A 24,716-nucleotide genomic window follows, 5' to 3' on the forward strand; every position below is an offset into this window, starting at 1 on the left:
CTGATTGCTCCTTCTCTGTCACCGTGCTAGGTACTGAGCGAACTTCTCACCGCGCAGCAGCGCTGCGGTGCTTTGGGACAGGCGATTCAGCCCGTCCGCTCCGTCTTTCCCGAACTCCTGTCGAATCGCGTCTAGTGTCCGTTCCAAATCAGCCTCCGCCGCCGCGCCAGCCTCGCCGTCCAACGCGGAGAACAGCGACATCAGTCCGACCTCTGCGAAGTTCACGAGGCAGACCAACTCCATCTGCGACACTTCGACCTTCGCACCGATGTTGGCCACAACCGTCTGCTGGCCCTCCATCGCCGCGGTCATGGCGAGCTGCATGCGTTTCTTGGGCGTCATGGCGTCGGGATCTCCTCGAGCGTGACATCGATCTTCAGCCTCGCCGTCGCGAGATAACTCGTGCGTTTGCCTGCGGCGTCCTCGACGCACAGGTGGTAGACGAGGAAGTCCGTGCCAGCGTCGTCGAACGTTGGCTGGCCACCGTCCGCTGCGACCATGCCAGGTACGACCAGTTCAGCTGCCTCCTCTGGCGTACGACAGCCGAGCACTTCCTCTAGCGCCCTTGCGCTCATGTCGACCGGACCTTCGCCGGCGTGCAGGATCGGCCTAACCTTGAATTCCTTCACTTGCCACCCTCCTTTGCCGCGCGGCTCATCTCGACCAGCTCGGCCGCGTCGATGTAGCGCCCGCTGTCCCGGTCGAACATGATGTCGCCGCTGCCGATGTTCGATCCCGGGCCGCTGCGTAGCCCGCCCGTGCCGACGCCGCCGCACGTGACGCAGTTGTCACCGTTGTCGCGCACGCCGTAGCCGCCGCAGTGCGGGCACTCTCTGAACTCGATGTTCATTGGCTCCCTCACCGCACGTCGAAGTAGTCGAGCAGTTCATCCCATGACGTGCAGAGCCGGTCGCACATCAGGTACATCAGATCTGGCTCGATCGGGTCGGGTTCTAGCACGACCGTCTTCTTGCCGGCACCGACCGCCCAGCCGAGCTCCAGGTGAGCGCTACGCCCGCATGGCAGCACCAACACGCAGACGTCGCAGGCCCGCAGCGCGTCCATGTCCGACTTAAAGCCGGCCTGCGCGATCGGATGCGCGAGCATCTGCCGATGCTGCTCAGGCGTGACGGGCCCGCCCATCTGCCAATCGGGATCAATCTGCTTCCACGAGAAGCCCGTGTTGCCGGGCGCCGGGCGCTTGAAGTCGTAGACCTCATGACCCGCAGCTCGCAACCCGGCCACTACTGCCGGCTGCATCAAATTTCGCCACGATGACGCGACATAAACTTTCATGACTTTCCTCCTTCAGTTGGACGTTCCGTTCGTTCATTGCCCCGCCACCGGCTGCTGCTTCAGCCAATCCCGACAGCTCCAGCCGGTGATGCGCCGGAACTTGCAGTTCATCCCGCCGGACATCGTCCCCAGCGCGTCGGCCGCCCTGCTGACGACGCGATGCTCCAGCAGCGCCGCCTTGGCGCGCTTTACCCATTCCTCGTCGCTGATCTTCTCGGCGGCCGGTGCGCGGTCCGCCGCGCTCGACGGCGTGTCGGGCATCGCCTGCAGCCGCATGGGGTTGATGGGCATCCCGTCACCGGCGCGGCGGAATGGGCGAGCTTCGTCTAGGCCGCGCGGCTGGCCCATCGGTGGCGGAACGGATGGCCCGACGATCGGCGGTTGCATGGAGGTCGCGGGCTTGGGAGCCGTTCGAACGGCCCGACGCACCGGCGCCTTGCGAGGAACGCGGGCCGCCGGCCGCTCCGGCTGGGGCGCGGCCGATGCCGGGCTGCTAAGGCGCTCGTCGAGCAGCGCGACGAAATCGGCGTTCTGGATGTAACGGACGTTGGAAAACGTCACAGCGAGCCTCCCTTCAGCAGGTCATCGGGCACATCGAAGAACCCCTGGGCGCCGCGGAAGGGAACCGGTTTCGGCAGCGCGACGATTTCCGTGAGGATCCAAGCGAATCGGCCGGGGGTGTAGTCGCCGAACGACAGCTCTGGCTCGGCCGGCGGAAGCGTCACGCTGCGCTGCGCGTCGCCACCGATGCGGTAGTACTGAGAACCCGCGTCGACCGGGAAGACGTCGGCGAGGTAGCAGGTCCCGACGACGACACCGACCGGCATCGAAAGGGTCATGCGCTCCGCGTTGATGTCGAGATGGCCCGATCGCTCCAGCGCTTCACGAATCGGCCCAGGTTCGACGCACAGGTCGCTCAGTTCTCGCGGCCACCTTTTTGCCGCGTGGATCGCTAGCCGTCCGCGGTAATGCGTCGACCAGCTGCGGGTCTCGATGCGCTTTGCGCCGACGGCGATCAGGGTCGCCCATGGTTGCCAGAGTGAAATAGCCTTCATGCCGCCCTCCTTTGGAGCTTCGGGTAGTCGCGCGACGGCGGCAGGTGCTTGCGCATCCGCCGGTCGATCGCGAACGCATACTTGTGGTTGCCCGGGTGGCGCTGAAGGCGGGTCAGCCGAGCGACCTCACCACCAACGCGGATCGGGCAACGGACGGCCCAATCGACGCCGCCGATGCCGATCAGCTTGCGGGCTACCGACTCCCATCCGCGGTGGTGGCTCTTCAACTTCGCGATTGCGCGATCGGACAGGACTGTGGCATCAGGGAGCAGCCGCAGGTTGCGGGCGGTGCCGCGGCCGAGGTAGATAGCGTTGCTGGCCTGGTAGATCGTCCCGACGTGCCCGCCGAAGACGGTCCGGCCGTCGGCGGTCGTGCGGGCCTGGTCGTCGCTGAACGACACGACACCGGCGATGCCCTGACGCTTCAGCAGCTCGAAACACCGCGCGAGGAACCACGTCTCGCCGTTGCCGGGCACGCGGTCGAGCAGGACGAACCGGCCCAGTTCCGTCGCCGCCAGCGCGTCGCACGGGAAGACGTTCGTCAGCGTGGCGTTGTTGCAGGGGACGCTGAAGACGGCGACGCCGACGAGCCGCCGGTCATCGACTGAATCAGTTCGTTCCTTGCCTCGGTTGTCAGCAGTTCGGACCAAGGGATTTTCCAGTCGGAGATCACCCGCAACGCGGCGGACAGCGTGTTGCGTGCAGCTTTTAGCTTTTGCTCGGGCGATCCCTCGTAATTGATGTGCAGTTCGCCGCTCGTCTTCCCTGTGCGGTCCACCTTCGACACGAACTGGACCAGTTTGCGATTCTTGACCATTCCCGACCTCATAAAGCCCGTACCTGAACCGTGCTGCCGGGAACGTCCCGGCGTAGTGATGCTGCAGGACGAACGCCTTGGCCGTCGTGTCGTCCGCGATCGTCGCCACCTCGTACCGCCGCGGGTCGATGACCTCGCCGGCGGGCCGGTAGCTGTCTCGCTTGTGGTGCCAACGCTGGTTCACTTGGCACCTCCGGCCGTCGCTTCAGGCGCGATCTCGCTGGCGTGCACAAGGTGGCCCGAACCATCGTCGAGCTTGCCGTATATGACCTCGTCATCGATGGGCAGGCCGGCGAACGCCGATCGCATCGCGTACATCAGACAGGCCGGGTTGCCGTCGCAAAGCTTCCATGAGCGGCCGGCGACGTTGGTCCACCAGTCCTCGACGCGGAGCTTCTTGCCATCCAAAAGGCGGTCGACCGTGTCCGGTTTGCCGGCGATCTGCAGATCTACGGTTCGTCCCGCGAGCGGGTGACGTTGACGTTGTTGGTTCAAGCTGCACCCCCTGCCAGCACGCGGAGCGGCACGCGCGATTGGTGCATCGTGTAGCCTGTCCGTTCCTCGACCTCGACGTAGCGGGCAAACAGCTGGGGGTTATGTCGGGCCGCGTTCGCCAGGTCGTTGCGCGAGCCCATGATGCAGAACATGCACGACAGGCGTTCGTTGCCCGCGGCGTAGGCCCAATGGGGCTGCTCGCCGGCCGCCTTGATCGACGCGAACACCTCGTTGCGCGACATGTCGTGGATCGGCAACCATTCCCACCAATCTCGACCGGCCACTGAATTTCGCTCGCTGCGACGCAAGGGCTGGATCTTCGCCCGCTTCGGCGACTCCTGGGCACGGATGCCCATGCACGTGACGACGCGGCTCAAACCGCGGGCGGCCAGCAGCCGGCGGATCTCCCGCTCGATCGGGCCGCGTTTCAGGTCACTGGTACACTGGCGGTTGGCGGCCGACGGCCAGCAGGGCGAGTTGGGGCCCGGCCGTACCGTGAACCGGTGCTCGACCATCTGGAAGAACGTCTTGACGGCCGTGGCGACCATGAACGGCATCCCCTCGCGCTCGGCGCCCGCGCGGGCATGCTCCAACGCGCCCGGCCACTCGACGTCGCCAAGGCTGGCGTGGATCACGACTTTCTGCTCGGCGGGGACAATGTCGCGGAGCGCCAGGCGCATCGCTTGGCTGTCCTTGCCGCCGCTGTCGTTCAGGACGAACAGAGCGCCGCCGTCGATCATCTCACGGATGGTGGGTGGAACGTTCACGCCGTCACCGCCCCTCGGTAGTTTTCCAGCACGCCCTGCGCGACCACATTGGCGTAGGCGATCGCCTCCATGACCTGCCGGCAGACGCTGTTACCGATCAGCTTCACCTGGTCAGCCTTCTTGACCCACGTGCCGTCCACCGTGCGATCGATCACGTAGTCGTCGGCGAAGCCCTGCGCCCGCGCCAACTCGCGGGGGCGCAGCATGCGCATCGCAATGTCGGTGATGACGTGCAGCGCGCCGTCGAACGCGAGCATCAACAGTGCGAAGCGCTTGCCGGCCTGATCGGTGACCCACATCAGGTGCTTGTCGACCTTCTTGCCCAGCAGCTTGCGGGCCCAATTCGCGACCTGCTTCGCCCGTGCCAGCGACTTGGCGCTGAAGATCCAATGGGGAGTCGACTCGACCGACACCGCGGCGAAACGATCTTGGCTGACGACGGTCGGCATCGGGTCGCCGGGCGTGTGCCCCGTCTTGCCCGAGCCTTCGCCGTAGTAGGCGGCTAGGTAGACGACGGCCGCGGCGCCGTGCTGGCCGCCGCTGGTGATCGTCTTGGCGGGCTTCGCCGGGTCGCCCTCGCCCCCGCAGGTGTTCGACGTGTACATGTGCGTCAGGTAGGCAACGACCGCCCCCATGGCGTGGGCGGCGCCCGCATCGCGCGACGAGTTGCCGCCGGCCGTGATCGTGTCCATCGGGTCGCCCGCGCCGGTCCCGGGCGACTTGCCGCGGAACTTCACCAGGTGCGCCGCGAGGATCGAGTTGTGATCGACGCCAGTGACCGTCCCAAGCGGCTCGCCCGCCGCTTGGCCGACGACGCCCGTGTAATGCTTGTTGAGCGCTACGGCGACGAGGTTCTTGTCGCCGTAGCTGGTGACCGTCTTCAGCGGCGCCTCGGCCGAGTCAAAGTATCGGCCGCGCCCGGTCGTCTTCGTGTTCGCCGAGCTGGTGATGTACGGCGCGACTTTGGCAGCGACGAGCGACTTGCGATCGTCGGCGGTGACGGTGTTGAACGGAACGTCGATCGCCTTGGGCTTGCCCGAGTAGGCGGGGCCGCCTGCGCCGATCGAGAACGGCGCGACCTCCGCGGCGACGACGCCATAGCGGTTTTGCGTGTCGAGCGTGTTCAGGGGCTGGTCGGGGCTAAGCCCGCGCACCTCGTCGCCCTTGGCGCCGTGGTAGGTGGACAGGTGGACCGCAACCGCTCCCCGTGCGTCACGCGCACCGGTGACGGTGCTGAGCGGGTCCCGAACGTCGGCCGTCCGATGGCCCGCGCCGCCGTGGTTGAACGTGCCGGTGTAGGCGGCCAGTTCGACGTCGACCGCAGCGTGCTTGCCACCCTTGGGACCAGCGGTGACCGTCGACAGCGGGTCGGTGGCGGGTCGGCCGGCTGCCGACGAATTCCACCCGTAGTTCTCGATGTTGAGGATGAACGGCTTGGCGGCGTCGAGCACCCACTTAAGCAGCCCGCCGGCAAGGCGGTTCTGCGTCATGGGCCGCAGCGGGCGCTGTGGGATGCCGACGCGGTCGTGCTTCGGACGCGACTTGTTGATCTCCCGCGACCAACGACGGGCCTCGGCCCGAGTGGCGAAGATGCTCAACATCGGCTGCGACCAGTCGATGCACTCGGCGGCGGCGTGAAAGGGCTTCAGTCGCGGGTGACCCGCCGTAGCTCCCGGAACTTCTTCTCGATCGTTCGCTTTTCCCTGGCCTTCAGTTCGCGATCCATGTCGAAGCTGAGGATTTCGACGCCGTCGGGCCGGCGTTGCACCGCCCGCGGGGATTTCTTGTAACGGATCGTGGTCGCTTCGACCTTCGTTCCGTCCGTCAATATGAATGTCGCCGAATCGAGACGCTCGAACATCTTCTTTACCATGTGTTGCCTCCGGCCAAATGATCGGCTTGCCATCGCACCGTGCGATGACCTTCAGCCGCTTACGGGTTGTCGGCGTGCCGTAGTCGCACGCCCGCAGGTCATCGTGCTCGACCACATAGCCGAGTGCTTCCAGTTCCGCCTTCCAGCGGTTGAACTCCGTGCCCCGCCGCGCGGGGTCGGGCATCAGGTGCGCCTCGACCGACCAGCCGGACGATTCCCATTCGGCGACGAAGCTGGCGGCCTCTGCGGAATCCAGCTTCGGCCCGGGGATCGTCGCGACCGGCCGCTCAGTCCCGGCGCGGCGGCGGATCCACGCCCAGCGGCGCCCGAGCCGCTTGTGCATCAGCGGGCCCCACTCCTTGAACTCCTCGACGTTCTCGAGGGTGATCACGTCGGGGCGGCGCTTGGCGGCCCATACGAGCACGACGTCGGCCAGCGCCCGGATGTGCTTGCGCTTGGGCATCCCGCCCTTGGCCTTGGAGAAGTCGGTGCAGTCGGGACTGGCGTGCAGGTAGGCGATCTCCCGGCCGGGCAGGACATCGTCGGGGTCGACCTCCCACACGTCGGCGTGCAGGTGCTCGGTCATCGGGTGGTTCAGTTCGTGAACCTTGACGGCCGTCTCCCAATGGTTCACGCACAGGTCGACGAACTTGTCCCGGTACCCGCCGCGGACGTAGGCGTCCTCAATGCCGATGCACGCGCCGCCTAAACCGGCGAACAGCACGACGGTGGCGCGACCGAAAAGGCCGGGCAGGCGGTCGGCACGAGCGGAGAACGTTTGTAGGGGTGCTGCCGTCATGATTAGTTGACCCCCGGCTCGTTGGTGCGCTTCCGGATCGGCTCCATGGGGAACGGGGCAACGACGTAGGAGCCCGACGACAGCAGATCGGACAGCGACGCTTGGGCGGCCGACGCGTCGATCGTCAGCTTAAATGCTGGCTTGGGTGGGACGGGGCGCCACCGGCCCCGCCACGCGATGCGCAGTTGGACCATGGGCAACACGCCGAGCACGAAGCTCCGTACGGTCGCCTCGGCGCAGTGGCCCGGCCCGCTGCCGAAGTGGTTGCACTTGTGGACTGTGTCGCGGGACAGCGGCAAGACGCCGATCCACCAGTCGGAGGCATAGAAGAACGGCTTGACGGTGAGACGGTTAGTCTTCACTTTCCACCCCCTGCCGCCGGGCCAGTCAGGGTTGTCACAACACCGGACGCGACGATCTCGCCCGGCTTCACTTGGGCGGCAGCCCGGTTCTCCCGGCGGATGGCGTCGTAAACTTCCTTGCGGTGGACGGTGATGTCCTTTGGGGCGTTGATGCCCAGGCGGACCTTGTCCCCGCGGATGTCGACCACGGTGACCTCGATGTCGTTCCCGATCATGATGGTTTCATCGCGCTGGCGCGAAAGTACGAGCACGGCGGCCTCCTTGCAGTGGGTGAAAACGGAGGCGCGGCACCCCCGTGGCGTGCGACCCTCGGCGGAATTCGCCGGAGGGACACCTAACAGAATGGCTTGTTTTTTCAGGCTTAAACCGTAAAACGAGGGGACCACGAAAGGTTGTCGCCGACAACCTTTGCGTACGTCGTTAAGGGTTTGAGCGGGAGTTAAGAAACGCGTTTTTCGCGTCTCTTCGCGGAATGACTCAGAATCGGGGAGCCGATCTCCGTTCCGAAGACCGATGCTCTATCCAATTGAGCTACGAGTGCGAACGGTGCTTCGCGATTAACTTTCTCTCTCGACACTGCGGTTCCCGCGGGGAACGATCTTCGGGGGGTCGTTCGGCGGTGTTCTCGCACATGGTAACACGAAACGTCGAACTGGCATACTCGTGCGCGATGCTGTTTGGCCGTTGCGTGCCGACGCGGGAGCGAGATTGCGGGTCGCTTCGCTTGGGCCGTCCTATTGTGGGCGTTCTGGAATTTGTTCAGTCGCGGAAATGGCCCCGGCGGGCATTTCCAAAACGGTACCTTGATCAGGGCTGAGGCGGGCGCGGTACTCGTCCAGTCGATCGGCAACCAGGCCGCGGTGGATCAGATCACGCTCGGAAAGTTCGCCGAGGTCGCCAACGTTAGCCAGGTGCGCCGCCAGCGCGGCTCGCATCCGTTCGAGCGTAGGCCGGTGGGATGGGTCGGTGGCGAGGTTGTGCACCATCTCTGGGTCCTGGCGAACGTCGTACAGTTCCTCAGCGGGCTTGCGGGGCGCCATCCAAGCGGCCGTGGGGCCGGTTAGTTGGCCCGCGGCGTGCAGCCGGCGGACGTCGCGCGTGGTCAACTGTCGCTCCATGTATTCCAGGTGCTGCGCGTACGGCAGGTGAGGGAAGTCGTTGCGAACGTAGTGGAAGTCGACGTCTCGGCAGGCGCGAACGCGGTCGAACCCTTCATCCATCCGATCACGACCGGCAAACGCAAAAGATCGCGGCGGCACCGGCTGATCGCCGCTTGCGCCGAGCCTGGGGTGGCCTTGATAGTGCGACGGCGCGGGCACGCCGGCCATTGCAAGGATGGTCGGTGCAATGTCGACCGTACTGATGACGTCGTTGCGAACCGTGCCGGCCGCCGCCCCACCGGGCAGGCGCACGATCAACGGCACGTGCAAGCCACCGGCGTAGCACCAGCGCTTCTCGCGCACGAGGCCGCGGCCGTGGTCGGCGAGGTAGATCACCACGGTGTTGTCGCGGTACGGCGAGGCATCAAGGGCCGCCAGCGTCTGGCCCACCTGTGCGTCCTGAATCGCCAGCGCGTCGAGGTATCGCGCGATGTCGCCGCGAACGCTTGGGGTATCGGGCAGGTACGCAGGGACGCGCACGGTCGCCGGATCGGTCGCGCGGCCGCCGGGCAGGAGGTGCGCGTTCGCCTCGCGCTGCTTCCACATCCCCCAATGCTGCGGGTCGCGGTCGGGCGCGGCCCACATGGTGCTCTCGTGCGTCACATCATAGTTGCGGTACAGCAGGAACGGCCGCCCCGCCGGCAGCCGGCCGTGCCGGAGGTCGTCGGTCCAATCCACGCTCGCGCCGGTGAAGTCGGACGGCGGGGTAAAGTTGAAGTCGGTCTTCGTCCACCAGTTCACGTAGTAGCCAGCGTCGCGCAGTTCCTGCGTGAACAGCCGCGGTGGCGCGAGCAGCGTCGACCGCATGTGATGCGTGCCGATCGACCACGGATAGCAACCGGTAATCAGGGAGGACCGCGCGGGTGCACAGACCGGCGTGGTCGAGGTCATCGCGTCGAACCGAATGCCATTGGCGGCGAGCCCATCGAGGTGAGGCGTGCGCCCTTCGCCCCCGTAACAGCCGTGGTGAACGCCGGTGTCCTCGCCCACAAGTAGTAGGAAGTTGAACGGCATGTGGTCAGCGATCTTCAACAGGTTGACGCGGTCTTGCAAGACCGCGGCTTCGTCAGTTGCCACCGTGCGGTGGCGCGCCCGCGTCAAAACGAAACCGACCCACGCAGCCATCGCGTGGGGCGGTCACAACAGATCAGGTGCGGCGTGACGCACGGCCGCGCTGCTTGTTCGTGGCCTTCCTGAAGGGCTTCTGCGCCATCTTCCTCGACGGCACAGTTTGACCGCTATCGTTGTGGCGAACGCCGCTGTACCATTTGCGATTGCAGGAGATCGGCACGGGGGCAGTTCTCGGCCGATTCACTCTTGGAATCACATCTCGCACAGGGGTAATCGCAATGGGCAAGACACCACAGGTGGCGGCGACGGGGTTGGTCGCATTGGTTTGTCTGCTTGCGGTCGCCTGGATCTTCACGCGCGCTCCCGGACTGGCCGACGGTACACCGGCCGCGCAGCCGTCTCCAAACCGCCAGCAACGTGTAGCTGCCAGCAGCGCAACGACCGGCGTGGTGTACCAGACCGACCTAGCCAACCAAAAGCGGGAAGGCTGGTCGACCTGGCGCACGGAGAAGACGCCAAGCGGCCGACCGTTCATCGGGCAGTTCAACAACGAATCGGTGCGGCTGGGGGTCCACTCGCTGCCGGCGCACGAGGTGTTGCGCGTCTCGTTGACGCTGTACGTCATCAACACCTGGGATGGCATAGGTCGGATCAGCGCCGCCGGTGGCCCGTGCGGCCCGGATTTCTTCCACATCGATGTCGTCGGTGGCCCGACGCTGCTCCGCACCACCTTCAGCATGCTGCCCGACACCGGCAACTTCGCGGCCGACGGCAAGCTGCAGGGATACCCGTGGCCCATTCCAGGCCGGACGAACCGGGGCGGCACGGGCGCGTCGGAGGTGAACAAGTTGGGGTACATCTTCGACTACGCTTACGCGGGCGCGTTGCCTCAGGACGCCGTCTACCCGATGACCTTCACGTTCGCCCACGACCAGCCCGAGGTCGAGCTGCAACTGACGGCCTTCGGCCTGCAAGGCATTGATGACGAAGGGTGGGGTATCAGCGACCTGAAAATCGAGGCGCTGCGTCCGCACGACCTGTCCCCACCGGCGGACGATCAGCTCGAACAACTCTGGGCACGCCTGACCGGTGACGACGCTGTGGCGTCGCGCGACGCATTTGAGCGATTGGTCCTGGCTGGCGACAGCGCCGTGGGACTGGTGGAGCGGAAGATCAGCAGCTTCGGCGTGAACGCCGACAGCCTGCGGCAGAAGATCGCCCAGGGCTCGCTGGCCTTGGCCAACGACGTCGAACTGCTCGCCGCGGGCCCGGCGGTGGAGCCGATGTTGAAGCAGCAGTTTGCCGACCGGCCACAGGTGCTGCACGCGATCTTGCGCGAGATCGAGACGCGCCCGATCGAGTCCTCCGCCGCCCGTCGCGCCGCTGCCGGCGCGCGGCTGCTGCAGATGATCGACTCCCCCACTGCCCGCGCGTTGCACGAGCGCCTGCTGCTGGCGCCCCCACCGCCCCCTCCCTCGCCCGGCACGCCCGAGTACGACGCCGAGTGGCGCACGCGCTTCACCGCCGCCTACGGCTTATCACCGCAGCAGACGCTGCGCTACGTTCCTCGGCCGTACCCGCCCGAACGGGAGAGGTGGTACTTGGAGAAGCACGCCGCGCGCAGGACAGCCACCGGCGAGCAGCCCCGGCCGATCACGATGCCCGAGGATCAATATCAGTTCGTCATCCGCACGGATGGCGACACCCCGGCCCAGACGGCATGGGTATCGCTGGAGAGCACGCGCGAGCATACGCGTGAACGAGCCGCCGTCCCCAAGCGCGGCCTGCGTCCGATCCTGCAGTCGCTATGGCTGACCGACGGCATCTACGCCAAGGGCCCCGACGTGCTCGTGGGCCTCGAGTTCGACGATGTCGCCCTCGACGGTGACTGGGTCATCCGCAAGGCCGCCGAGCAAGACGAGGCGCTGTCGGACCTGGAGATGATCCTGGCGGACCAACTCGGGCGCAACATCATCTTCGAGCGGCGCAAGGTCGAGCGCGACGTGATCGTCGCCCGCGGCAACTACGCGTTCACCAAGCTGTGGGCCGACCAGCCCGACGACGTCGTGCTGGTGTCGCAAGGCGCGTCGCACGACCCCAACAGCCACATCTGGGAACGACGCCGCGGCGAGTTCCTGAAGCAGGTGGGCATCCGCTGTGGCGTGCCGTTCATCGACGAAAGCCGTGGCGGTGGTGGCATCATCAAGTTCCGCTTCGACCCCTCGGTGGTCGTCCGCCGCGTCGCGGGCCGAACCGCGCTGGACGATGCCACCCTGAACGCGATGCTGGAGAACCTGTCGAAGCAGACCGGCCTCACCTTCACGCGCGAGAGGCGCGCGATCGACGCCTGGGTGGCCTTCGAGCAATAGTGGATCGACCCGCACGCGGCGCCCGGCTTTTGATTATCCCCCGTCCGCTCCCTAAGATCCCGCCGATCATGGCGAAACGATCGATCGACAATTCCACGGCAGCGTTCGCTCGGGCGCAGAACGTGATGCCCGGCGGGGTCAGTTCCCCCGTTCGGGCGTTCAAGGCGGTGGGTGGCACGCCGTTGTTCATTCGCGAGGCCAAGGGCTGTCGTGTGACGGACATCGACGGCAACAGCTACATCGACTACGTCGGCAGTTACGGCCCCGCGATCGTCGGGCACGCCAACGATCGCGTGGTGGCGGCGCTCAGCAAGGCGATCGGCCGCGGCACGAGCTACGGCGCGCCGACCGAGCACGAGACCAACCTCGCCAGCAAGATCATCAGCGCCTTGCCCGCCGTCGAGATGGTGCGATTCGTCAACAGCGGCACCGAGGCCGCCATGAGCGCCATTCGTCTGGCGCGTGCTGCCACCAACCGCGAGCTGGTCATCAAGTGCATCGGCAACTATCACGGCCACGTCGACGGTTTACTAGTGGAAGCCGGTAGTGGCGCGCTCACGCTGGGCCACCCCAGCAGCCCCGGCGTGCCAAAGGCGACGGCCGCTGCGACCGTCTCCGTGCCTTACAACGATCTGCCCGCTGCCCGCGCCGCCTTTGAAAAATACCCGGGACAGATCGCCTGCTTCGCCGTCGAACCGATCGCTGGCAACATGGGCGTCGTGCCGCCGGCCGAAGGCTATCTGCAGGGCCTGCGCGAACTGTGCGACACGCACGGCTCGCTTCTCTTAGTCGACGAAGTGATGACCGGTTTCCGCGTCGCTTGGGGCGGCGCGCAGACGCGCTTCGACATCCGCCCCGACCTCACCATGCTCGGCAAAGTCATCGGCGGCGGCCTGCCCTGCGCCGCCTACGCGGGTCCGCGCAAACTGATGGAACAACTCAGCCCCGTCGGCAGCGTCTACCAGGCCGGCACGCTCAGCGGCAACCCGCTCGCCATGGCCGCCGGCCTCGCCACGCTCGACGAACTGGCCGAGCCCGGCACCTACGACCGATTAGAAACCTGCAGCGCCACCCTCGCCACCGGCCTCACCGACGCCGCCTCTGCCGCCGGCGTCCCGATCACCATCAACCGCGTCGGCTCGATGATCGGCCTGTTCTTCACGCAGGAACCCAACCAACCGATCGCCAACTTCGCCGCCGCCACAGGCTGCTCGTCGTCGCGCTACGCCACGTTCTTCCACGCCATGCTCGACAACGGCGTCTACCTCGCCCCCGGCATGTACGAAGCCCTCTTCGTCGGCACCGCCCACACCGACCGCGACATCGACCAAACGATCGAAGCCGCCAAGGCGGCGTTTGCGGCGGTGGCAGTAGACAAGTGAGCTCACACATTCTGATGCGTTCCCTCCACATTCAGGTACATTCCTGTTGTGGAGGGAACGCATATGCGGCTAGCGGGCATCGTCACAGTTCTTGGCGTACTTATCGGGTGTCAGCCGTCGCACCGGACGAAAGCGGCCGACCCGCTGCAACCGGAGGGGCAGCGAGCCGCCACGACACGGCCTGCCTCGGCGCATGATGAGGCGATCACACTTGATCTCGATGTATCGCTAGACGCACGCCAGTCGGTCGTGTGGTGTGCGACGGCACAGATTGCATGGGCGGAACTTGGCCAGCGCTTCGGTGGCGCCGCATCACTCGACCCAATTCACTCCAACGCCCTGCGCGATGCGGCCGACGACGCGACCTCCTTAGCGATGAACCAATTTCCACGAGAGTGGGTGGACCAGCGCAAGATCGTCGCCGAGGCGGGCGAGTTCACGCAGCCATGGCTGTCGGAGGTGCGGGCAATGGTTCGCGAGAAGTTCGGCGATGACTTCGAAACACCGCTGCTCGACCAACTGGAGGCAAGCGAAACGCCGACCGACATCGCGACCTATTCGGCCTTGCACGTTCTCGCCCCTTTCAAGCATGTCTTCCCGACACGCGAAACCACTTTCGGTGTAGGCGGCGATCCGAACCACGCTTCAAACGGAGGAATGGAAACGTCGCCGATCTACCATGGGTTCGGCATCCGTCGTACGTCGTCACCTGAAGGTCCGGAACTAGCGTTGGCAGCGGCACAGGTGATCATCCATTGGTACACGCCGCCCAAGCGTTTGCTAGAGGTCATAGGGATGAGTGAAGGCGAACCGATGGAGGATGCCGCCGCCGACGAGGTTGGCTATCTGGTTGAGCTGAAGTCGACGACGTCGCGCGAACACTTGCTCCTCGCGCGGCTCGGAGAACCAAAGTCGCTCCGGGCAGCCATAGCGAACGCGATGCGCCGCTTTCGAAATCCGAACACGCGTTCGGTAAATCAAGCAAACGTATTAGAGCAAATCTCGCGAGAGGGCCGGTCGATCGAGGAATCGATTGCGTTGATGCAGAACCTCGATCTGGCGGACCGGTTGGGGCCTTTCGATGAGTTCCTCGCGCCGCTACTGACCATCGACGCAGTGCGGCAGTATCCGAGCTTGCTCGGCCGCGATTTTCGCTCGCCCGAAGCACTGCGGCGATACCGGCTGGCTATGGCGGGTCAGTCCATCCGCTTCAGCCTCAACGAGAAGGGCGCGTCGTTGGAATCCGAGGCCGCACTTGGAGGACTCTTCGGGGGTGGCACCAGAATCTTCGACTTCTCCAATCCATTCCTCGTCATGCTCGTTCACGACGACGCACCCTGGCCCTACTTCGCCGCTTGGGTGGGCGACGACACATTTCTCATGCTCGCTCCGCCAGAAAAGCAGCCCGACGCAACCGAGGATCCGGACTTGTAATAGCAACACGCGTTACGACTTGGCTTCCTATTTCCCCTGCAGCAGCTAAGGCCCAAGCATTCCATACAGCGCGATCGTGCCGACCAAGAGTAGAGCCCACGCGAACCGCGATATCGTCCAGACCATCGAAGCGGCGAAGTCGGCGTTTGCTGTGGTGAAGTAGCACTAGCAGAATTGGCACTGCGGACGCTGGGCGAGCCACGACTACATGAAGTCCCCATCCGTAACGCCGGACTCTTGCGGATGCATCCGCAGCGCGTAGATCCAGTACGACACGGCAACCGGCTGCCCACCGGCCAGCTTCACGAGCGTGTTCAACTGCCCTCTGTGATAACCGCTGTGATCGATCATGTGAGAAATAGTGTCACCGAGCGGCAGGACAAGGTCGTGCCCGCGCCGGGAGAATCGGATCGGCCGGTCAAGTTCCACTGGCGCGAGACCCGCGAGATATCCTCCCAACGCGGTATGGACAGCCGGCCAAAAGCGCTCGATTGCCGTTAAGTCCGGACACGTCTCCGCCGAGTGGTCCGGCAGGCCCGATGCAGCGCCCCACGCCCTCAACCAACTCGCCTGCCCACTCATCATGTGCAGAAGCATCCGGTGAACCGATTTATGCGAGATCGCTTGCTCCCGGTGATACGCTGCGTCATCCGGCACGCTTCGCGCGGCCAGCAATTGCCGCTCGTCCGCCCATCGAATGAACTGCCAAGCCGTAGCGAAGGACGAGATTGTGTTCGACATCTGATTCATTCTCCTTCCGACCCCTCACGCGTCGGCAGGCTCGCAGATACGTCCCCCTCCCCCTCCAACAGCTTCGGCCCCAGCTTACCGTACAGCACGCTCGTGCCGAGCAGCAGCAGGCCCAGGCCGAAGAACGACAGGATGCGATAGCCCGTCCCCACTTCGCCGAGGTCGACGAAGAAAACTTTCAACAGCGTGACGGCGAACAGGCCCAGGCCCACGTAGCGCAGCGCCGCGGTGCGCCACTGGAAACCGGCGGCGACCGAGGCGATGGCGAAGGCGGCCCAGAAGATGCTGGTCGCGACGCCGCGCGCCCGGGCGGGTGACGCGAACGCGGCGCCGAACGGGCCGTTGAAGAGCCGGCCGATCTCGATCGTGCCCCACAGCAGCGCGATGGCCACGCCGGCCAGCAGCGTCAACAGCGCCGCGGGCCGCAGGCGGCTTTGCGGGGGCTGGCAACGTTGCGTGAGCATGGTCGACATCGCCAGCAGCGCCATCACGGCGATGGCCGTCACGCCTTGCATGTTCAGGGCAGCGGTCACGCTGGGCTGACGCAAGAAGACGTAGAAGACGAGCACGTCGATCAGGATGAACTTCGCCGCCAGCAGGGTCGACGCGACCGCGAGCCAGCCGGACAGGCGCACCGGGCGCTCGCGCTCGGCCGGGTTCACGCGCATCACGAGCACGGCCGCAGCGATGGTGCACAGCGTCCACCACGTCGTCCAGAGCATTTGGCGCAGCTGCCAGTCGGGCCACGCCCCACCGCCATGCACCGCAACGTAGCTGTCGATCTGAATCGTGCCGGCCCAGCCGACGACGACGCCTGCGATGATCAACAACATGTGGCCCAGCGAGCGTTGCGCCGCTGCGCCGATCCAGCGCACCAATAGCATCGCCACGACGAGAACGGTCGCCGTGAAGAGTTCGGCGTTGACCAGTCCCGCGACGCGGCCGTTGCTGTTGTTGAATCGGAAGGAAAGCGTGTCGTACAGCATGTACTTCATTGCCAGCACCGCCATCGCCCCCACCAGCACGGGCACCGCAGGGGTGCTGCGCTGTTGCGCGCGGCTGGCGAGCGTGATGATCAACCGGCACACCACCACCGCGGCCGTCCAGAGCATCGTCAGGCCCAACAACGTCAACTGCATCGGCGGGCGGGCGAGCGTCACGCCGCTGGCCACCTGGCTGGCGACCGCGCGATGCACCTCGACGCTCAAACCCAGCGTCAGCAGGCCGACGATCGTCATCACCGACACCTCGAGCAACCGCCCGGCGGGGTCGACATCGCCCATCTGCTGCAGCGTTTCCAGCAGCGCACGACGGCGGATCCACACGACGGCCGCCAGCGAAGCCACGATGATCACGCCAACGCCCATCAACGGGTTGAAGAACGGGTCGTACCCCGCGGCCGCGCCCGACGACGCGACACCGTTCGCCAGCATGTCCACGACCGCCCACTTCGCCGTCGCGATCGCCAGCACCGCCAAGCCGTTGAACGCCAGGTGCAGCCGCCGAGCCAGTGGGTCGGCCGCGGTCAGCAGCCACGCGAACGCGACGAGCGCCAGCGTAGCCATCAATCCCGGCAGCGACGCGATGGCGGCCGCGGTGAAAGTGAGCGTCGCCACGCCCGCTATCCCTCGGGCGGCGTAGGTCACGTCTGCCCGTTCCGCATCGCTTACGCGAATCATCAGCACGCGTGCGACGACGTACCCCACGATCGCCAGCCCCGCCGCCATCAGGCCGACTTCCGGCACGGGCTGGCCGGCGATGGTCTGCATCACGAGGTCGCGCTGCGACATCGCCCACGCCGCCAGGTAGCCGATCGACAGCACCCAGACCGCCGGCGAGAAGAACCGCGCCACGCGCGAGCCCGTCACCGCCGCGATGCCCCCGAAGGCGATCGCCAGCACCGCCCACGCCAGCGACAGCGCCATGCCGCCCAGCGCCACCGGCGCCGCAGCCGCCACGAGCGCCGCCGCCTGCACGCTGTAGGACAGGCTCAACTGCCGCATCGCGTCCTGCTGCCGACCGGTCAGCAATCGCAGTCCCATCGCGCCGGCGGCCAGCGCCAGCATCCAAGTGGCGCGCGTTGTGCCGGTGTCGTCTGCGAAGATCGCCAACCCCGCCGCCGCCAGCGCTGCCGTCACGATCATGCTGAACGCCAGCCCACTTGCCGCTTCGGCGCGGTGCCGCGTTGCGCCCGACGGCCCATCCGTCGTCGTCAATCGCTTCGGCCAGTTCGAGTAGATCAGTTCCGCCTGAAACAACGCCGCGAACAGGATGCTGAAGAACAGCTGCTGCCCGGGCGTGCCTAAGCCGCTCAGGATCGCCGGCGTCATCCAGAGCGCCGTGGTCGCCAGCGACAGGCCGCGCAGCGTCCACCACTTCGGCTCGCGCCCCAGCGCCGCCAGAATCAGCGCCACGCCCTGCAGCGCGACGAGGTACGAGAACAACGGCAGCGCCGCTGCCGTGCCGCTGCCCAGCACGATCGGCGCCACGTGGCCGCCCAGGATCGACAGCACCGCGATCGACACGAACCCGCCGCGCAGCGCGATGGCCGCGCCAATTAACGTCGACAGCGCCATCAGCACCAGCGCCATCGATTGTTCGTACAGTTGGAAGTACCCGTGCCCCGCGTAGCTGACGACGAACAGCATCGCCACGCCCGCCCCGAACAGCCCCACCGCCGACAGCTTGTTCACCCGCCGATAGACGACCTCGCCCGCCCCCAGCAGCGCGAACCCGCCCAGGTACAACATCACCAGCCGCGCGCCCGGCGGCACGATCGCGAACATCCCCTGCTCGTAGGCGAACTTCAGCCCCATGGCCGCCCCGATCGCCATCACGATCGCGCCCGCCCACCCGGCCCACTTCAGGCCCACCGTGCGCTCGAACGCCGTCTGCCGCACCGGCGCCGGCCGCTCGGGCTGCGCGTATCCCACCTGCGGTGCGCCGCGCGACGTCAGCATCGCCTCGACCGCTGTTTCGTTCGCCACCGGCCGGTGGATAGCCACCTGCGCATCGGGCAGCGTCAGGTTCGCGGGCGCATCGTGGTCTATAATCAGTTGGGCCATCGGCGATTCGATCGGCTCCACCGCCATCGGCTCTGCGATCGGCCGCTCGATGACCACCCGTCGCGGCGGCCGCAGGTGCCCGAACTCGTCCATCTCCTCGACCTCAACCACCCTCCGCCCCGCCGCCGCCTCGCTGACGGCCAGGGGCACCGGCGCGGGCGCGGCGGTCGCCTCGGGCATGCTCGCCTCGATCGCCGGCACCGCCTCAGGTGACGCCGGTTCTTCCGTCTCGGGCAGTTCCACCCACCGCTCCACGCGCGTGAGCCGCTGCTCGATGTGTTCCAGCCGCTCGTCGATCGTCTGCTGCGACATAATCCCGCCTGCCTTCCCGCCCGTCGGGCGCTCCGAACATCGCGATCGGACGCGTGCATCCAATGCACGCCCACCCGCCTCGCCACCCACCTTGTGCCCCGGCGGGCTTACTATTACACTGATTGTTAGCAAATGCAAACTTTTTTATGACCAACAGGGGAATGAGCGTGCACGGGCGGCCTGTTGTTCTTACCGGACGCACCCGCCATTACGGCCGTGCGATCGCTCCCCGAGATCGGCCTCCACACCGCTCCACCGCCCGCTCGACCGCACGTCAGTTAAAACCCACCGCCACCCACCGCCGCTCCTTCCCGTCGCGCGCCAAGCTCACTTTTGTGTTCCTTTCGCTGGTTTAATGGGACGTGCGGCCAACCCGCCAGCACGAAACGGCACCCGGCGAGAACACGCCGCGTCCTGCCGCGCGCGCGACGCCAAGCGGCGAGAACACGGCACTAAGCGGCGCGCGCTCGCCGATGATCAGCAAAACCTTCTTCCTATCGGACCAGAAGCAGCCGCGGCCCGGCCGGGTGCGACGCCGCGTTACGCCCGGCCGTGTCGTCCACGGCCGAATCAAACGCACGGCGTGTCGCGTACCAAACCGTGGCACCCCGCGGTAGCATTGCAGCGAGGGATTCGAGCATACCACTTACGAGGATTCAGCCATGATCGTCTCGAAATCCAGACGTTTCCCGTTCGTGCCGGCAATCGTCGCGATATTGCTGTTCGTCGCCGAGGGCGTGGCTTGGGGACAGGGGTTTGCCGTGACGGACTCGCCGGCGCTGGCGGCGGGGGCGAATCTGCGGGTGATGTCGTACAACATCCTGTCGGAAGAGTGGAACGCCAAGACGCCCATCGACGGCCGGCAGGATTCGGTGTCGCAGACGATCCGGCACTTCGCGCCCGACGTGGTCGGCCTGCAGGAAGTGTCGGTCAAGTGGTACGGCGTGCTGCCCGGCCTGCTGTTGCCGAAGTACGAGATGGTGCAGACGACGAACTCGAAGGGCGAATCGAACTACACCGGCATGGCCTACCACACCGAGAAGGTAAAGCTGCTCGACAGCGGCACGGAGCTGTACAGCGTGGGGGCCGGCGGCACGAAGATCCGCCTGGTGACGTGGGGCTATTACGAGAAGCTCGACAACGGCGCCAAGTTCGTCGTGATGAACACCCACTGGTGCATTCGCGAACCGAACCGCCTCGTGCACGCGCAGGAGATGGCCGACCTGTTCGCGAAGTTGCGGGAGAAGTACAACTGCCCCGTCGTCACCGTCGGCGACCACAACGCCGACCAGAACGATCAGGAGTACAAGGACTTCGCCAGCAAGACCGGCATGAAGAACGCCCGGGTGAATGCCGAGAAGAAGAACCGCGACTTCCGCACCGCCCACTCGCTCGGCAAGAAGCCCCGCCCGCTGCCCGACTCCGCGATCGATCAGATTTTCTACACCGATGAGCTCACCTGTCTGTTTTACAACGTGCTGATCGACCAAGTGATCCTCGACGCGTCCGACCATTGCCCGATCTACGCCGACTTCAAGCTGGAACAACGCTGAGGAGATTAGCGGGTTTACACGAGTGACGGGACACGGTGCACGATGGAACCGACGGGCGCGAACGAGATGGTCTTGCGGCTGGCGACGGAGTCTGACTGGGCGGTCGTGCGGGCGGTGCGGCTGGAGGCGTTGCGGGAGGAGCCGGGGGTGTTCGGGAGCAGTCTGGCGCGCGAGGTCGCGTACGATGAGGCGAAGTGGCGAACGTGGGCGGCCGGGCCGGCGGGGGCGACGTTCCTGCTGGCCGATGGCGCGGACGTGGTGGGACTGACGGGCGTGATCGTGGAGGCCGACGACCCGACGACGGCCCGCTGCGTGGCGAGCTACATCCGCCGCGCGTATCGCGGGCGGGGGCTGTCGGGGCGGTTCTACGAGGTTCGCATCGCTTGGGCCCGCGCCCGCGGGTGCGTCAGGATCGTGACGGGCCATCGCCTGTCGAACGCGGCATCGATGCGGGCCAACCAACCCTTCGGCTTCACCGAAACCCACCGCGCCCCCCACCGCTGGCCGGACGGCGTGGAGGAGGCGGTGGTGCTGTATGAGCTGCGGTTGTGAGGGGGAGACAGACACGGGCGGCGTACCGCGGGTGGCGCCCGACCGATGCCGAGCCGTCCGCCCCGTTCCCGCCCCACCGCGCAAGAATTGCTTTACTTGGTGATAAAATGTGGTAAGACTTGCCGAACAAGTCGATCGTCGGGGTCGTTTAGAAGACACAGGGCTGTAAGGTCTTGATCCTGATGAGAAATCGACTGTCGCGGCCGGGGCTGGTCGCGATTGGGGATATTTAAACGCCGATTAAACGCACACGGAGGTGCTTTCATGGCTGCTCGCCACCTGTTTACGCTCGCCTTGGGTCTTGCCGTTTCCGCTGCGCTGCCTGTTGTGCCCGTGATGGCACAGGACGCGCCCCTGCCGGAGGTGGCCAACAGCAAGTTCAACTTTGCTGGCACCATTAACGCCAATTCGGTCTACGTGCGTTCCGGCCCGGCCGAGAACTATTACGCGACGGCCAAGCTCGACACCGGCGCGAACGTGACGGTGGTGGGCATCAAGTTCGACTGGCTGAAGATCGTGCCGCCGGAGGGCAGCTACTCGTACGTGGCCAAGCAGTACGTGAAGAAGACCGGCGAGGGCCGGGGCGTCGTCGAACGCAGCGCGCTGAACGTGCGGGCGGGATCGACGCTGAACGAGCTGAAGACGACGGTGCAGACGCAGCTGGACGAGGGGACGGACGTCAAGATCCTCGGCGAGAAGGACGAGTACTGGAAGATCGCCCCGCCGGCCGGCACCTATTTGTACGTGAAGAAGGAGTACGTGACGCCCGGCAAGCCGTTGCCCGCGGCGAACGTGCCTGCGGTGACAGACGCGGCGCCGGTGATGGAGACGCCGGTGATCAGCGAGCCGATCAAGCCGGCCCCCGTTGCCGAGAAGAAGCCGGACGCGGAGAAGCCTGCGGAAGTGGCGAAGACGGAAGAGCCGAAAGCCGGGCCCACTGAAGTGAGCACCACCGTCACCGAGACGACGGAAGTGGCGGCGGCGCCGACGACGGCGCCCGCGGCGACGCAGCCAGCGGAGATGTCGGCCGAGGCGCCGAGCACGCAGCCGGCGAAGCTGAGCGCGGCGGCGGAGTTCGACAAGCTGGAAGGCGAGTTCGCCACCTTCAGCCGTCAGCCGATCCTGGAGCAACCGCTCGCCGACGCGGTGGCCCGTTATGAAGCGCTGGCGGCCGACCGCGAGTTGGCCGAGTCGATGCGTCGCGTGGTGGACGTTCGCCTGGCGACGCTGCGGACGCGCCTGGAAGCCCACAACGAGTTCGTGGCCGTGAAGGCCTCGCAGGACGCCGCCCGCGAGCGTCGGGTTGCGATGGAGGCCGAGAAGGCCGAGTTGCAGGAGCGCATCGAGAAGAGCAAGGTGACGATCTACACGGCCGTCGGCACGCTGCGGACCAGCAGCCTGCAGGTCGGGCCGTCGGTGCTGTACCGGTTGACCGATCCGTCCACCGGCCGCACGCTGGTCTACCTGCGTTCGAGCGACGCCACCTACGCCACGATGATCGGCCAGTTCATCGGCGTGCAGGGCAACGTGGAGGTGGACAGCACCACGAGCCTGAAGTACATCAGCCCCACGGCCACCAAGATCGTGAACCCGTCCGACGTGGGCGGCAGCGTGACGGCCCAGATGATCCCACAGAGCATCCTGCAGGGTTCGGGGACGGCCAACGTGGGCCAGCAGTAGGATTCTTTTGATGTATTTGGTTTGATCTACCCGAAGGGCAGGCTCTCGCGAGCCTGCCCTTTTTGCGTTAGTACACGTCGGAAATCCTAAGTCGTGGGCCTGCACCGGTGCGGCAGGACGTGCGCCGTAGGGGCAGGCCTCCGTGCCTGCCTTCTTTCTTTCGCCAGACGGAAGAGGGCAGGCACGGAGGCCTGCCCCTACGTGCCAACCGCACGGGTAGACACGGGCGGGCGAGCCGCAGGTGTCCAATAATCGCTCCCGCTCAACACCTGCAGCGATCTGGCCGATGGTGTGGAATAGGGAGCGTGCCATGAACCAGTTCAACCCGATCATCGGCGGCATTCTGATCAGCCAGCAGCAGGCCACACGGCAGGCGGCCGACAAGGTGAGCCAGGTGAAGCGCGCGCAAGTAATGGCCAAGAACATCGCCGCCACCAGCGATCGGTTTGAGCCGCAGGTCGAAAGCACCGAGCAGCTGGATCGTTCGCACGACGACAACCAGAAGAAGCAGCGGCAGAACCGCAAGAAGCGCAAGGACGACAAGCAGCCGCACATCGATGTGACCGGGTAGACCGCGCGCCAGAAGTTGTAGTGGCGACGCCTGCGTCGCGGTGTGGCGCAGCCGCAATCTCGTACCACGGGCGGGCCGTCCATCTCTTCCAACGGAAATGACGAACACTGGCGGGCCGCCCGTGGTACGGGCCATCTCGATGCTGCGCATCGACCGCGACGCGGGCGTCGCCACTACAGGTTTTGCGCCAATCCTTCGCCTCGCGTCCCTTGTGACCCCGTCGCCAGCCACTACAATTCGCGGCGTGCGTATTCGATCTCTCCTGCTCGTCGCCGCGCTCGCCACCACCAGCCCTTTGAGGGCCGATGAGCCGCGCCAAGTGTGGGAGTTCCGCAACGGGGGCTGGACGGCGGCCGAGGTGCCATCGACCCAGCCCGAAACCGACCCCACGCTCGATCGCGTCGATGCCCTGCTCGATCGCGGCCAGCATCGCGACGCGCGCAAGCTCGCGCTGGAATGGGAGAAGGCCAACCGCACCTCGCCGCTGCGCGATCGCGTGCTGCATCAGATCGCCCGAGCCTACTTCGACTACGGCGACCGCACGCGGGCGTTCTTCCATATCGACGAGTTGATGGACACCTACCCGCAGAGCCGGTTCTTCTACCCCTCGCTCGAGCTGCAGTACCGCATCGCTGAAGCGTATCTGGACGGCTACAAACAGCGGTTCCTGAAGATCCCGTTGATTCGCGTGGACGGTGACGCGATCGAGATGATGTACCGCATCCAACAGCGGTCGCCCGGTTCGCCACTGGCGGAGAAGGCGCTGCTGCGGACGGCCGACTACTACTTCGCCAGCGCCGACTACGACCTGGCCGCCGACGCGTACGCGGCGTATGCGCGTAACTACCCCCGCAGCCCCGTCGTGCCGCGCGTGCGGCTGCGGGCGGCGTACTCGTCGCTGGCGCAGTTCCGCGGGTTGCGCTACGATGCGACGCCCCTGACCGACGCGCGCACGCAGTTCCTGTCGCTCATCGATGACTACCCGCAGATGGCGGCCGAGGAGAACCTGCGCGATGTCGTGGCGCGCATCGACACGACCTTCGCCCGCAAGGGCAACGTGACGGCCGACTTCTACCGCCGCATTGGCGCCGAGCAGGGCGCGGCCTACACGTACACGTACGTGCTGACGACCTACCCCGACACGCCCGAGGCCGACGATGCGGCTGCCGGCCTGCAGGCCGTGCTGCCTGCCGACAGCGGCGCGACGCCCCCCGCCCCACCGCCCGATCGTCCCGCGATCCCATCACCGCCGGAGGTGATGCGGTGAAGTTACGGTTTACGCCAAGGCGTGCACTGGCATTGACGACCGTAGTGGCGACGCCTGCGTCGCGGTCGATGCGCAGCATCGAGACG

24 protein-coding genes are annotated in these 24,716 nt (G+C 66.1%); 8 read left to right on the plus strand and 16 right to left on the minus strand.

From position 1 onward, the window contains the following. Window positions 1–18 precede the first annotated feature (18 nt). From VGN72_05040 to VGN72_05105, 14 genes are all read right to left on the minus strand, one after another. A complete protein-coding gene (locus tag VGN72_05040; GenBank protein ID HEV7298711.1) occupies window positions 19–342 on the minus strand; it encodes a hypothetical protein in 324 nt (107 codons plus the stop codon). Further along, the gene (locus tag VGN72_05045; GenBank protein HEV7298712.1) at window positions 339–629 is read right to left on the minus strand and encodes a hypothetical protein; all 291 of its coding nucleotides are present in this window, start codon (window positions 627–629) and stop codon (window positions 339–341) included. Before VGN72_05045 ends, VGN72_05040 begins: the two co-directional genes overlap by 4 nt. Continuing rightward, window positions 626–850, minus strand: coding sequence for a hypothetical protein (locus VGN72_05050; GenBank protein ID HEV7298713.1), 225 nt, complete (start codon window positions 848–850; stop codon window positions 626–628). Before VGN72_05050 ends, VGN72_05045 begins: the two co-directional genes overlap by 4 nt. 8 nt (window positions 851–858) lie before the next feature. Then, window positions 859–1,296, minus strand: a complete 438-nt coding sequence (locus tag VGN72_05055; protein ID HEV7298714.1) for a hypothetical protein — start codon at window positions 1,294–1,296, stop codon at window positions 859–861. Window positions 1,297–1,329: 33 nt separating this feature from the next. Then, a complete protein-coding gene (locus tag VGN72_05060) occupies window positions 1,330–1,857 on the minus strand; it encodes a hypothetical protein (protein HEV7298715.1) in 528 nt (175 codons plus the stop codon). Continuing rightward, window positions 1,854–2,351: an ASCH domain-containing protein gene (locus tag VGN72_05065; GenBank protein HEV7298716.1), complete on the minus strand. Its 498-nt coding sequence runs from the start codon at window positions 2,349–2,351 to the stop codon at window positions 1,854–1,856. The genes VGN72_05060 and VGN72_05065 overlap by 4 nt, the downstream gene beginning before the upstream one ends. Then, window positions 2,348–3,001, minus strand: a complete 654-nt coding sequence (locus tag VGN72_05070; GenBank protein HEV7298717.1) for a hypothetical protein — start codon at window positions 2,999–3,001, stop codon at window positions 2,348–2,350. The genes VGN72_05065 and VGN72_05070 overlap by 4 nt, the downstream gene beginning before the upstream one ends. Further along, complete coding sequence (locus VGN72_05075) at window positions 2,893–3,168, minus strand: hypothetical protein (protein HEV7298718.1); 276 nt, start codon at window positions 3,166–3,168, stop codon at window positions 2,893–2,895. Before VGN72_05075 ends, VGN72_05070 begins: the two co-directional genes overlap by 109 nt. A 180-nt stretch (window positions 3,169–3,348) precedes the next feature. Next, on the minus strand, window positions 3,349–3,663 hold the full coding sequence (locus VGN72_05080) for a hypothetical protein (protein HEV7298719.1): 315 nt from the start codon (window positions 3,661–3,663) through the stop codon (window positions 3,349–3,351). Then, window positions 3,660–4,430, minus strand: a complete 771-nt coding sequence (locus VGN72_05085) for a phosphoadenosine phosphosulfate reductase family protein (protein ID HEV7298720.1) — start codon at window positions 4,428–4,430, stop codon at window positions 3,660–3,662. The genes VGN72_05080 and VGN72_05085 overlap by 4 nt, the downstream gene beginning before the upstream one ends. Beyond that, window positions 4,427–7,102 (minus strand): DNA cytosine methyltransferase, encoded by a 2,676-nt coding sequence (locus VGN72_05090; protein HEV7298721.1) that lies wholly within the window; start codon window positions 7,100–7,102, stop codon window positions 4,427–4,429. Before VGN72_05090 ends, VGN72_05085 begins: the two co-directional genes overlap by 4 nt. A gap of 2 nt (window positions 7,103–7,104) precedes the next feature. Continuing rightward, entirely contained in the window at window positions 7,105–7,464 is a 360-nt protein-coding gene (locus VGN72_05095; GenBank protein HEV7298722.1) for a hypothetical protein, read from the minus strand. Continuing rightward, window positions 7,461–7,715 (minus strand): carbon storage regulator CsrA, encoded by a 255-nt coding sequence (gene csrA, locus VGN72_05100; GenBank protein ID HEV7298723.1) that lies wholly within the window; start codon window positions 7,713–7,715, stop codon window positions 7,461–7,463. The genes VGN72_05095 and csrA overlap by 4 nt, the downstream gene beginning before the upstream one ends. Before the next feature lie 483 nt (window positions 7,716–8,198). Continuing rightward, window positions 8,199–9,677, minus strand: coding sequence for a sulfatase (locus tag VGN72_05105; GenBank protein HEV7298724.1), 1,479 nt, complete (start codon window positions 9,675–9,677; stop codon window positions 8,199–8,201). Between the two features lie 296 nt (window positions 9,678–9,973). Between VGN72_05105 and VGN72_05110 the strand changes: the two genes are divergently transcribed. The 3 genes from VGN72_05110 (at window position 9,974) to VGN72_05120 (ending at window position 14,880) form a co-directional block, all read left to right on the plus strand. Continuing rightward, window positions 9,974–12,064, plus strand: coding sequence for a hypothetical protein (locus VGN72_05110; GenBank protein ID HEV7298725.1), 2,091 nt, complete (start codon window positions 9,974–9,976; stop codon window positions 12,062–12,064). 68 nt (window positions 12,065–12,132) lie between these two features. Next, window positions 12,133–13,446, plus strand: a complete 1,314-nt coding sequence (hemL, locus tag VGN72_05115; protein ID HEV7298726.1) for a glutamate-1-semialdehyde 2,1-aminomutase — start codon at window positions 12,133–12,135, stop codon at window positions 13,444–13,446. Between the two features lie 63 nt (window positions 13,447–13,509). Beyond that, complete coding sequence (locus VGN72_05120) at window positions 13,510–14,880, plus strand: hypothetical protein (protein ID HEV7298727.1); 1,371 nt, start codon at window positions 13,510–13,512, stop codon at window positions 14,878–14,880. A 204-nt stretch (window positions 14,881–15,084) separates the two neighbouring features. Here VGN72_05120 and VGN72_05125 read toward each other — a convergent pair whose 3' ends face one another. Together VGN72_05125 and VGN72_05130 are read right to left on the minus strand one after the other, a co-directional pair. Beyond that, window positions 15,085–15,621 (minus strand): DinB family protein, encoded by a 537-nt coding sequence (locus VGN72_05125; GenBank protein HEV7298728.1) that lies wholly within the window; start codon window positions 15,619–15,621, stop codon window positions 15,085–15,087. Between the two features lie 5 nt (window positions 15,622–15,626). After that, window positions 15,627–19,007 carry a DUF2339 domain-containing protein gene (locus tag VGN72_05130; protein HEV7298729.1) on the minus strand — a complete coding sequence of 1,127 codons (3,381 nt, stop codon included), beginning with the start codon at window positions 19,005–19,007 and terminating at the stop codon, window positions 15,627–15,629. A 662-nt stretch (window positions 19,008–19,669) separates the two neighbouring features. Here VGN72_05130 and VGN72_05135 point away from each other — a divergent pair. The 5 genes from VGN72_05135 (at window position 19,670) to bamD (ending at window position 24,630) form a co-directional block, all read left to right on the plus strand. Beyond that, on the plus strand, window positions 19,670–20,560 hold the full coding sequence (locus VGN72_05135; GenBank protein HEV7298730.1) for an endonuclease/exonuclease/phosphatase family protein: 891 nt from the start codon (window positions 19,670–19,672) through the stop codon (window positions 20,558–20,560). A 42-nt stretch (window positions 20,561–20,602) separates the two neighbouring features. Then, entirely contained in the window at window positions 20,603–21,112 is a 510-nt protein-coding gene (locus tag VGN72_05140) for a GNAT family N-acetyltransferase (GenBank protein HEV7298731.1), read from the plus strand. A 264-nt stretch (window positions 21,113–21,376) separates the two neighbouring features. Beyond that, window positions 21,377–22,792 carry a hypothetical protein gene (locus VGN72_05145; protein ID HEV7298732.1) on the plus strand — a complete coding sequence of 472 codons (1,416 nt, stop codon included), beginning with the start codon at window positions 21,377–21,379 and terminating at the stop codon, window positions 22,790–22,792. 310 nt (window positions 22,793–23,102) lie between these two features. After that, the gene (locus VGN72_05150; GenBank protein ID HEV7298733.1) at window positions 23,103–23,363 is read left to right on the plus strand and encodes a hypothetical protein; all 261 of its coding nucleotides are present in this window, start codon (window positions 23,103–23,105) and stop codon (window positions 23,361–23,363) included. Between the two features lie 244 nt (window positions 23,364–23,607). Continuing rightward, a complete protein-coding gene (bamD, locus tag VGN72_05155) occupies window positions 23,608–24,630 on the plus strand; it encodes an outer membrane protein assembly factor BamD (GenBank protein ID HEV7298734.1) in 1,023 nt (340 codons plus the stop codon). Window positions 24,631–24,716 lie beyond the last annotated feature (86 nt).

The organism is Tepidisphaeraceae bacterium, from assembly GCA_035998445.1.
Classification (GTDB): domain Bacteria; phylum Planctomycetota; class Phycisphaerae; order Tepidisphaerales; family Tepidisphaeraceae; genus DASYHQ01.

Coding starts and splice junctions, on each gene's coding strand:
- VGN72_05040 (HEV7298711.1), bottom strand. CDS start 342: ATGACGCCCAAGAAACGCATGCAGCTCGCCATGACCGCGGCGATGGAG.
- VGN72_05050 (HEV7298713.1), bottom strand. CDS start 850: ATGAACATCGAGTTCAGAGAGTGCCCGCACTGCGGCGGCTACGGCGTG.
- VGN72_05055 (HEV7298714.1), bottom strand. CDS start 1,296: ATGAAAGTTTATGTCGCGTCATCGTGGCGAAATTTGATGCAGCCGGCA.
- VGN72_05065 (HEV7298716.1), bottom strand. CDS start 2,351: ATGAAGGCTATTTCACTCTGGCAACCATGGGCGACCCTGATCGCCGTC.
- VGN72_05075 (HEV7298718.1), bottom strand. CDS start 3,168: ATGGTCAAGAATCGCAAACTGGTCCAGTTCGTGTCGAAGGTGGACCGC.
- VGN72_05090 (HEV7298721.1), bottom strand. CDS start 7,102: ATGACGGCAGCACCCCTACAAACGTTCTCCGCTCGTGCCGACCGCCTG.
- VGN72_05110 (HEV7298725.1), top strand. CDS start 9,974: ATGGGCAAGACACCACAGGTGGCGGCGACGGGGTTGGTCGCATTGGTT.
- hemL (HEV7298726.1), top strand. CDS start 12,133: ATGGCGAAACGATCGATCGACAATTCCACGGCAGCGTTCGCTCGGGCG.
- VGN72_05120 (HEV7298727.1), top strand. CDS start 13,510: ATGCGGCTAGCGGGCATCGTCACAGTTCTTGGCGTACTTATCGGGTGT.
- VGN72_05125 (HEV7298728.1), bottom strand. CDS start 15,621: ATGTCGAACACAATCTCGTCCTTCGCTACGGCTTGGCAGTTCATTCGA.
- VGN72_05130 (HEV7298729.1), bottom strand. CDS start 19,007: ATGTCGCAGCAGACGATCGACGAGCGGCTGGAACACATCGAGCAGCGG.
- VGN72_05135 (HEV7298730.1), top strand. CDS start 19,670: ATGATCGTCTCGAAATCCAGACGTTTCCCGTTCGTGCCGGCAATCGTC.
- VGN72_05140 (HEV7298731.1), top strand. CDS start 20,603: ATGGAACCGACGGGCGCGAACGAGATGGTCTTGCGGCTGGCGACGGAG.
- VGN72_05145 (HEV7298732.1), top strand. CDS start 21,377: ATGGCTGCTCGCCACCTGTTTACGCTCGCCTTGGGTCTTGCCGTTTCC.
- VGN72_05150 (HEV7298733.1), top strand. CDS start 23,103: ATGAACCAGTTCAACCCGATCATCGGCGGCATTCTGATCAGCCAGCAG.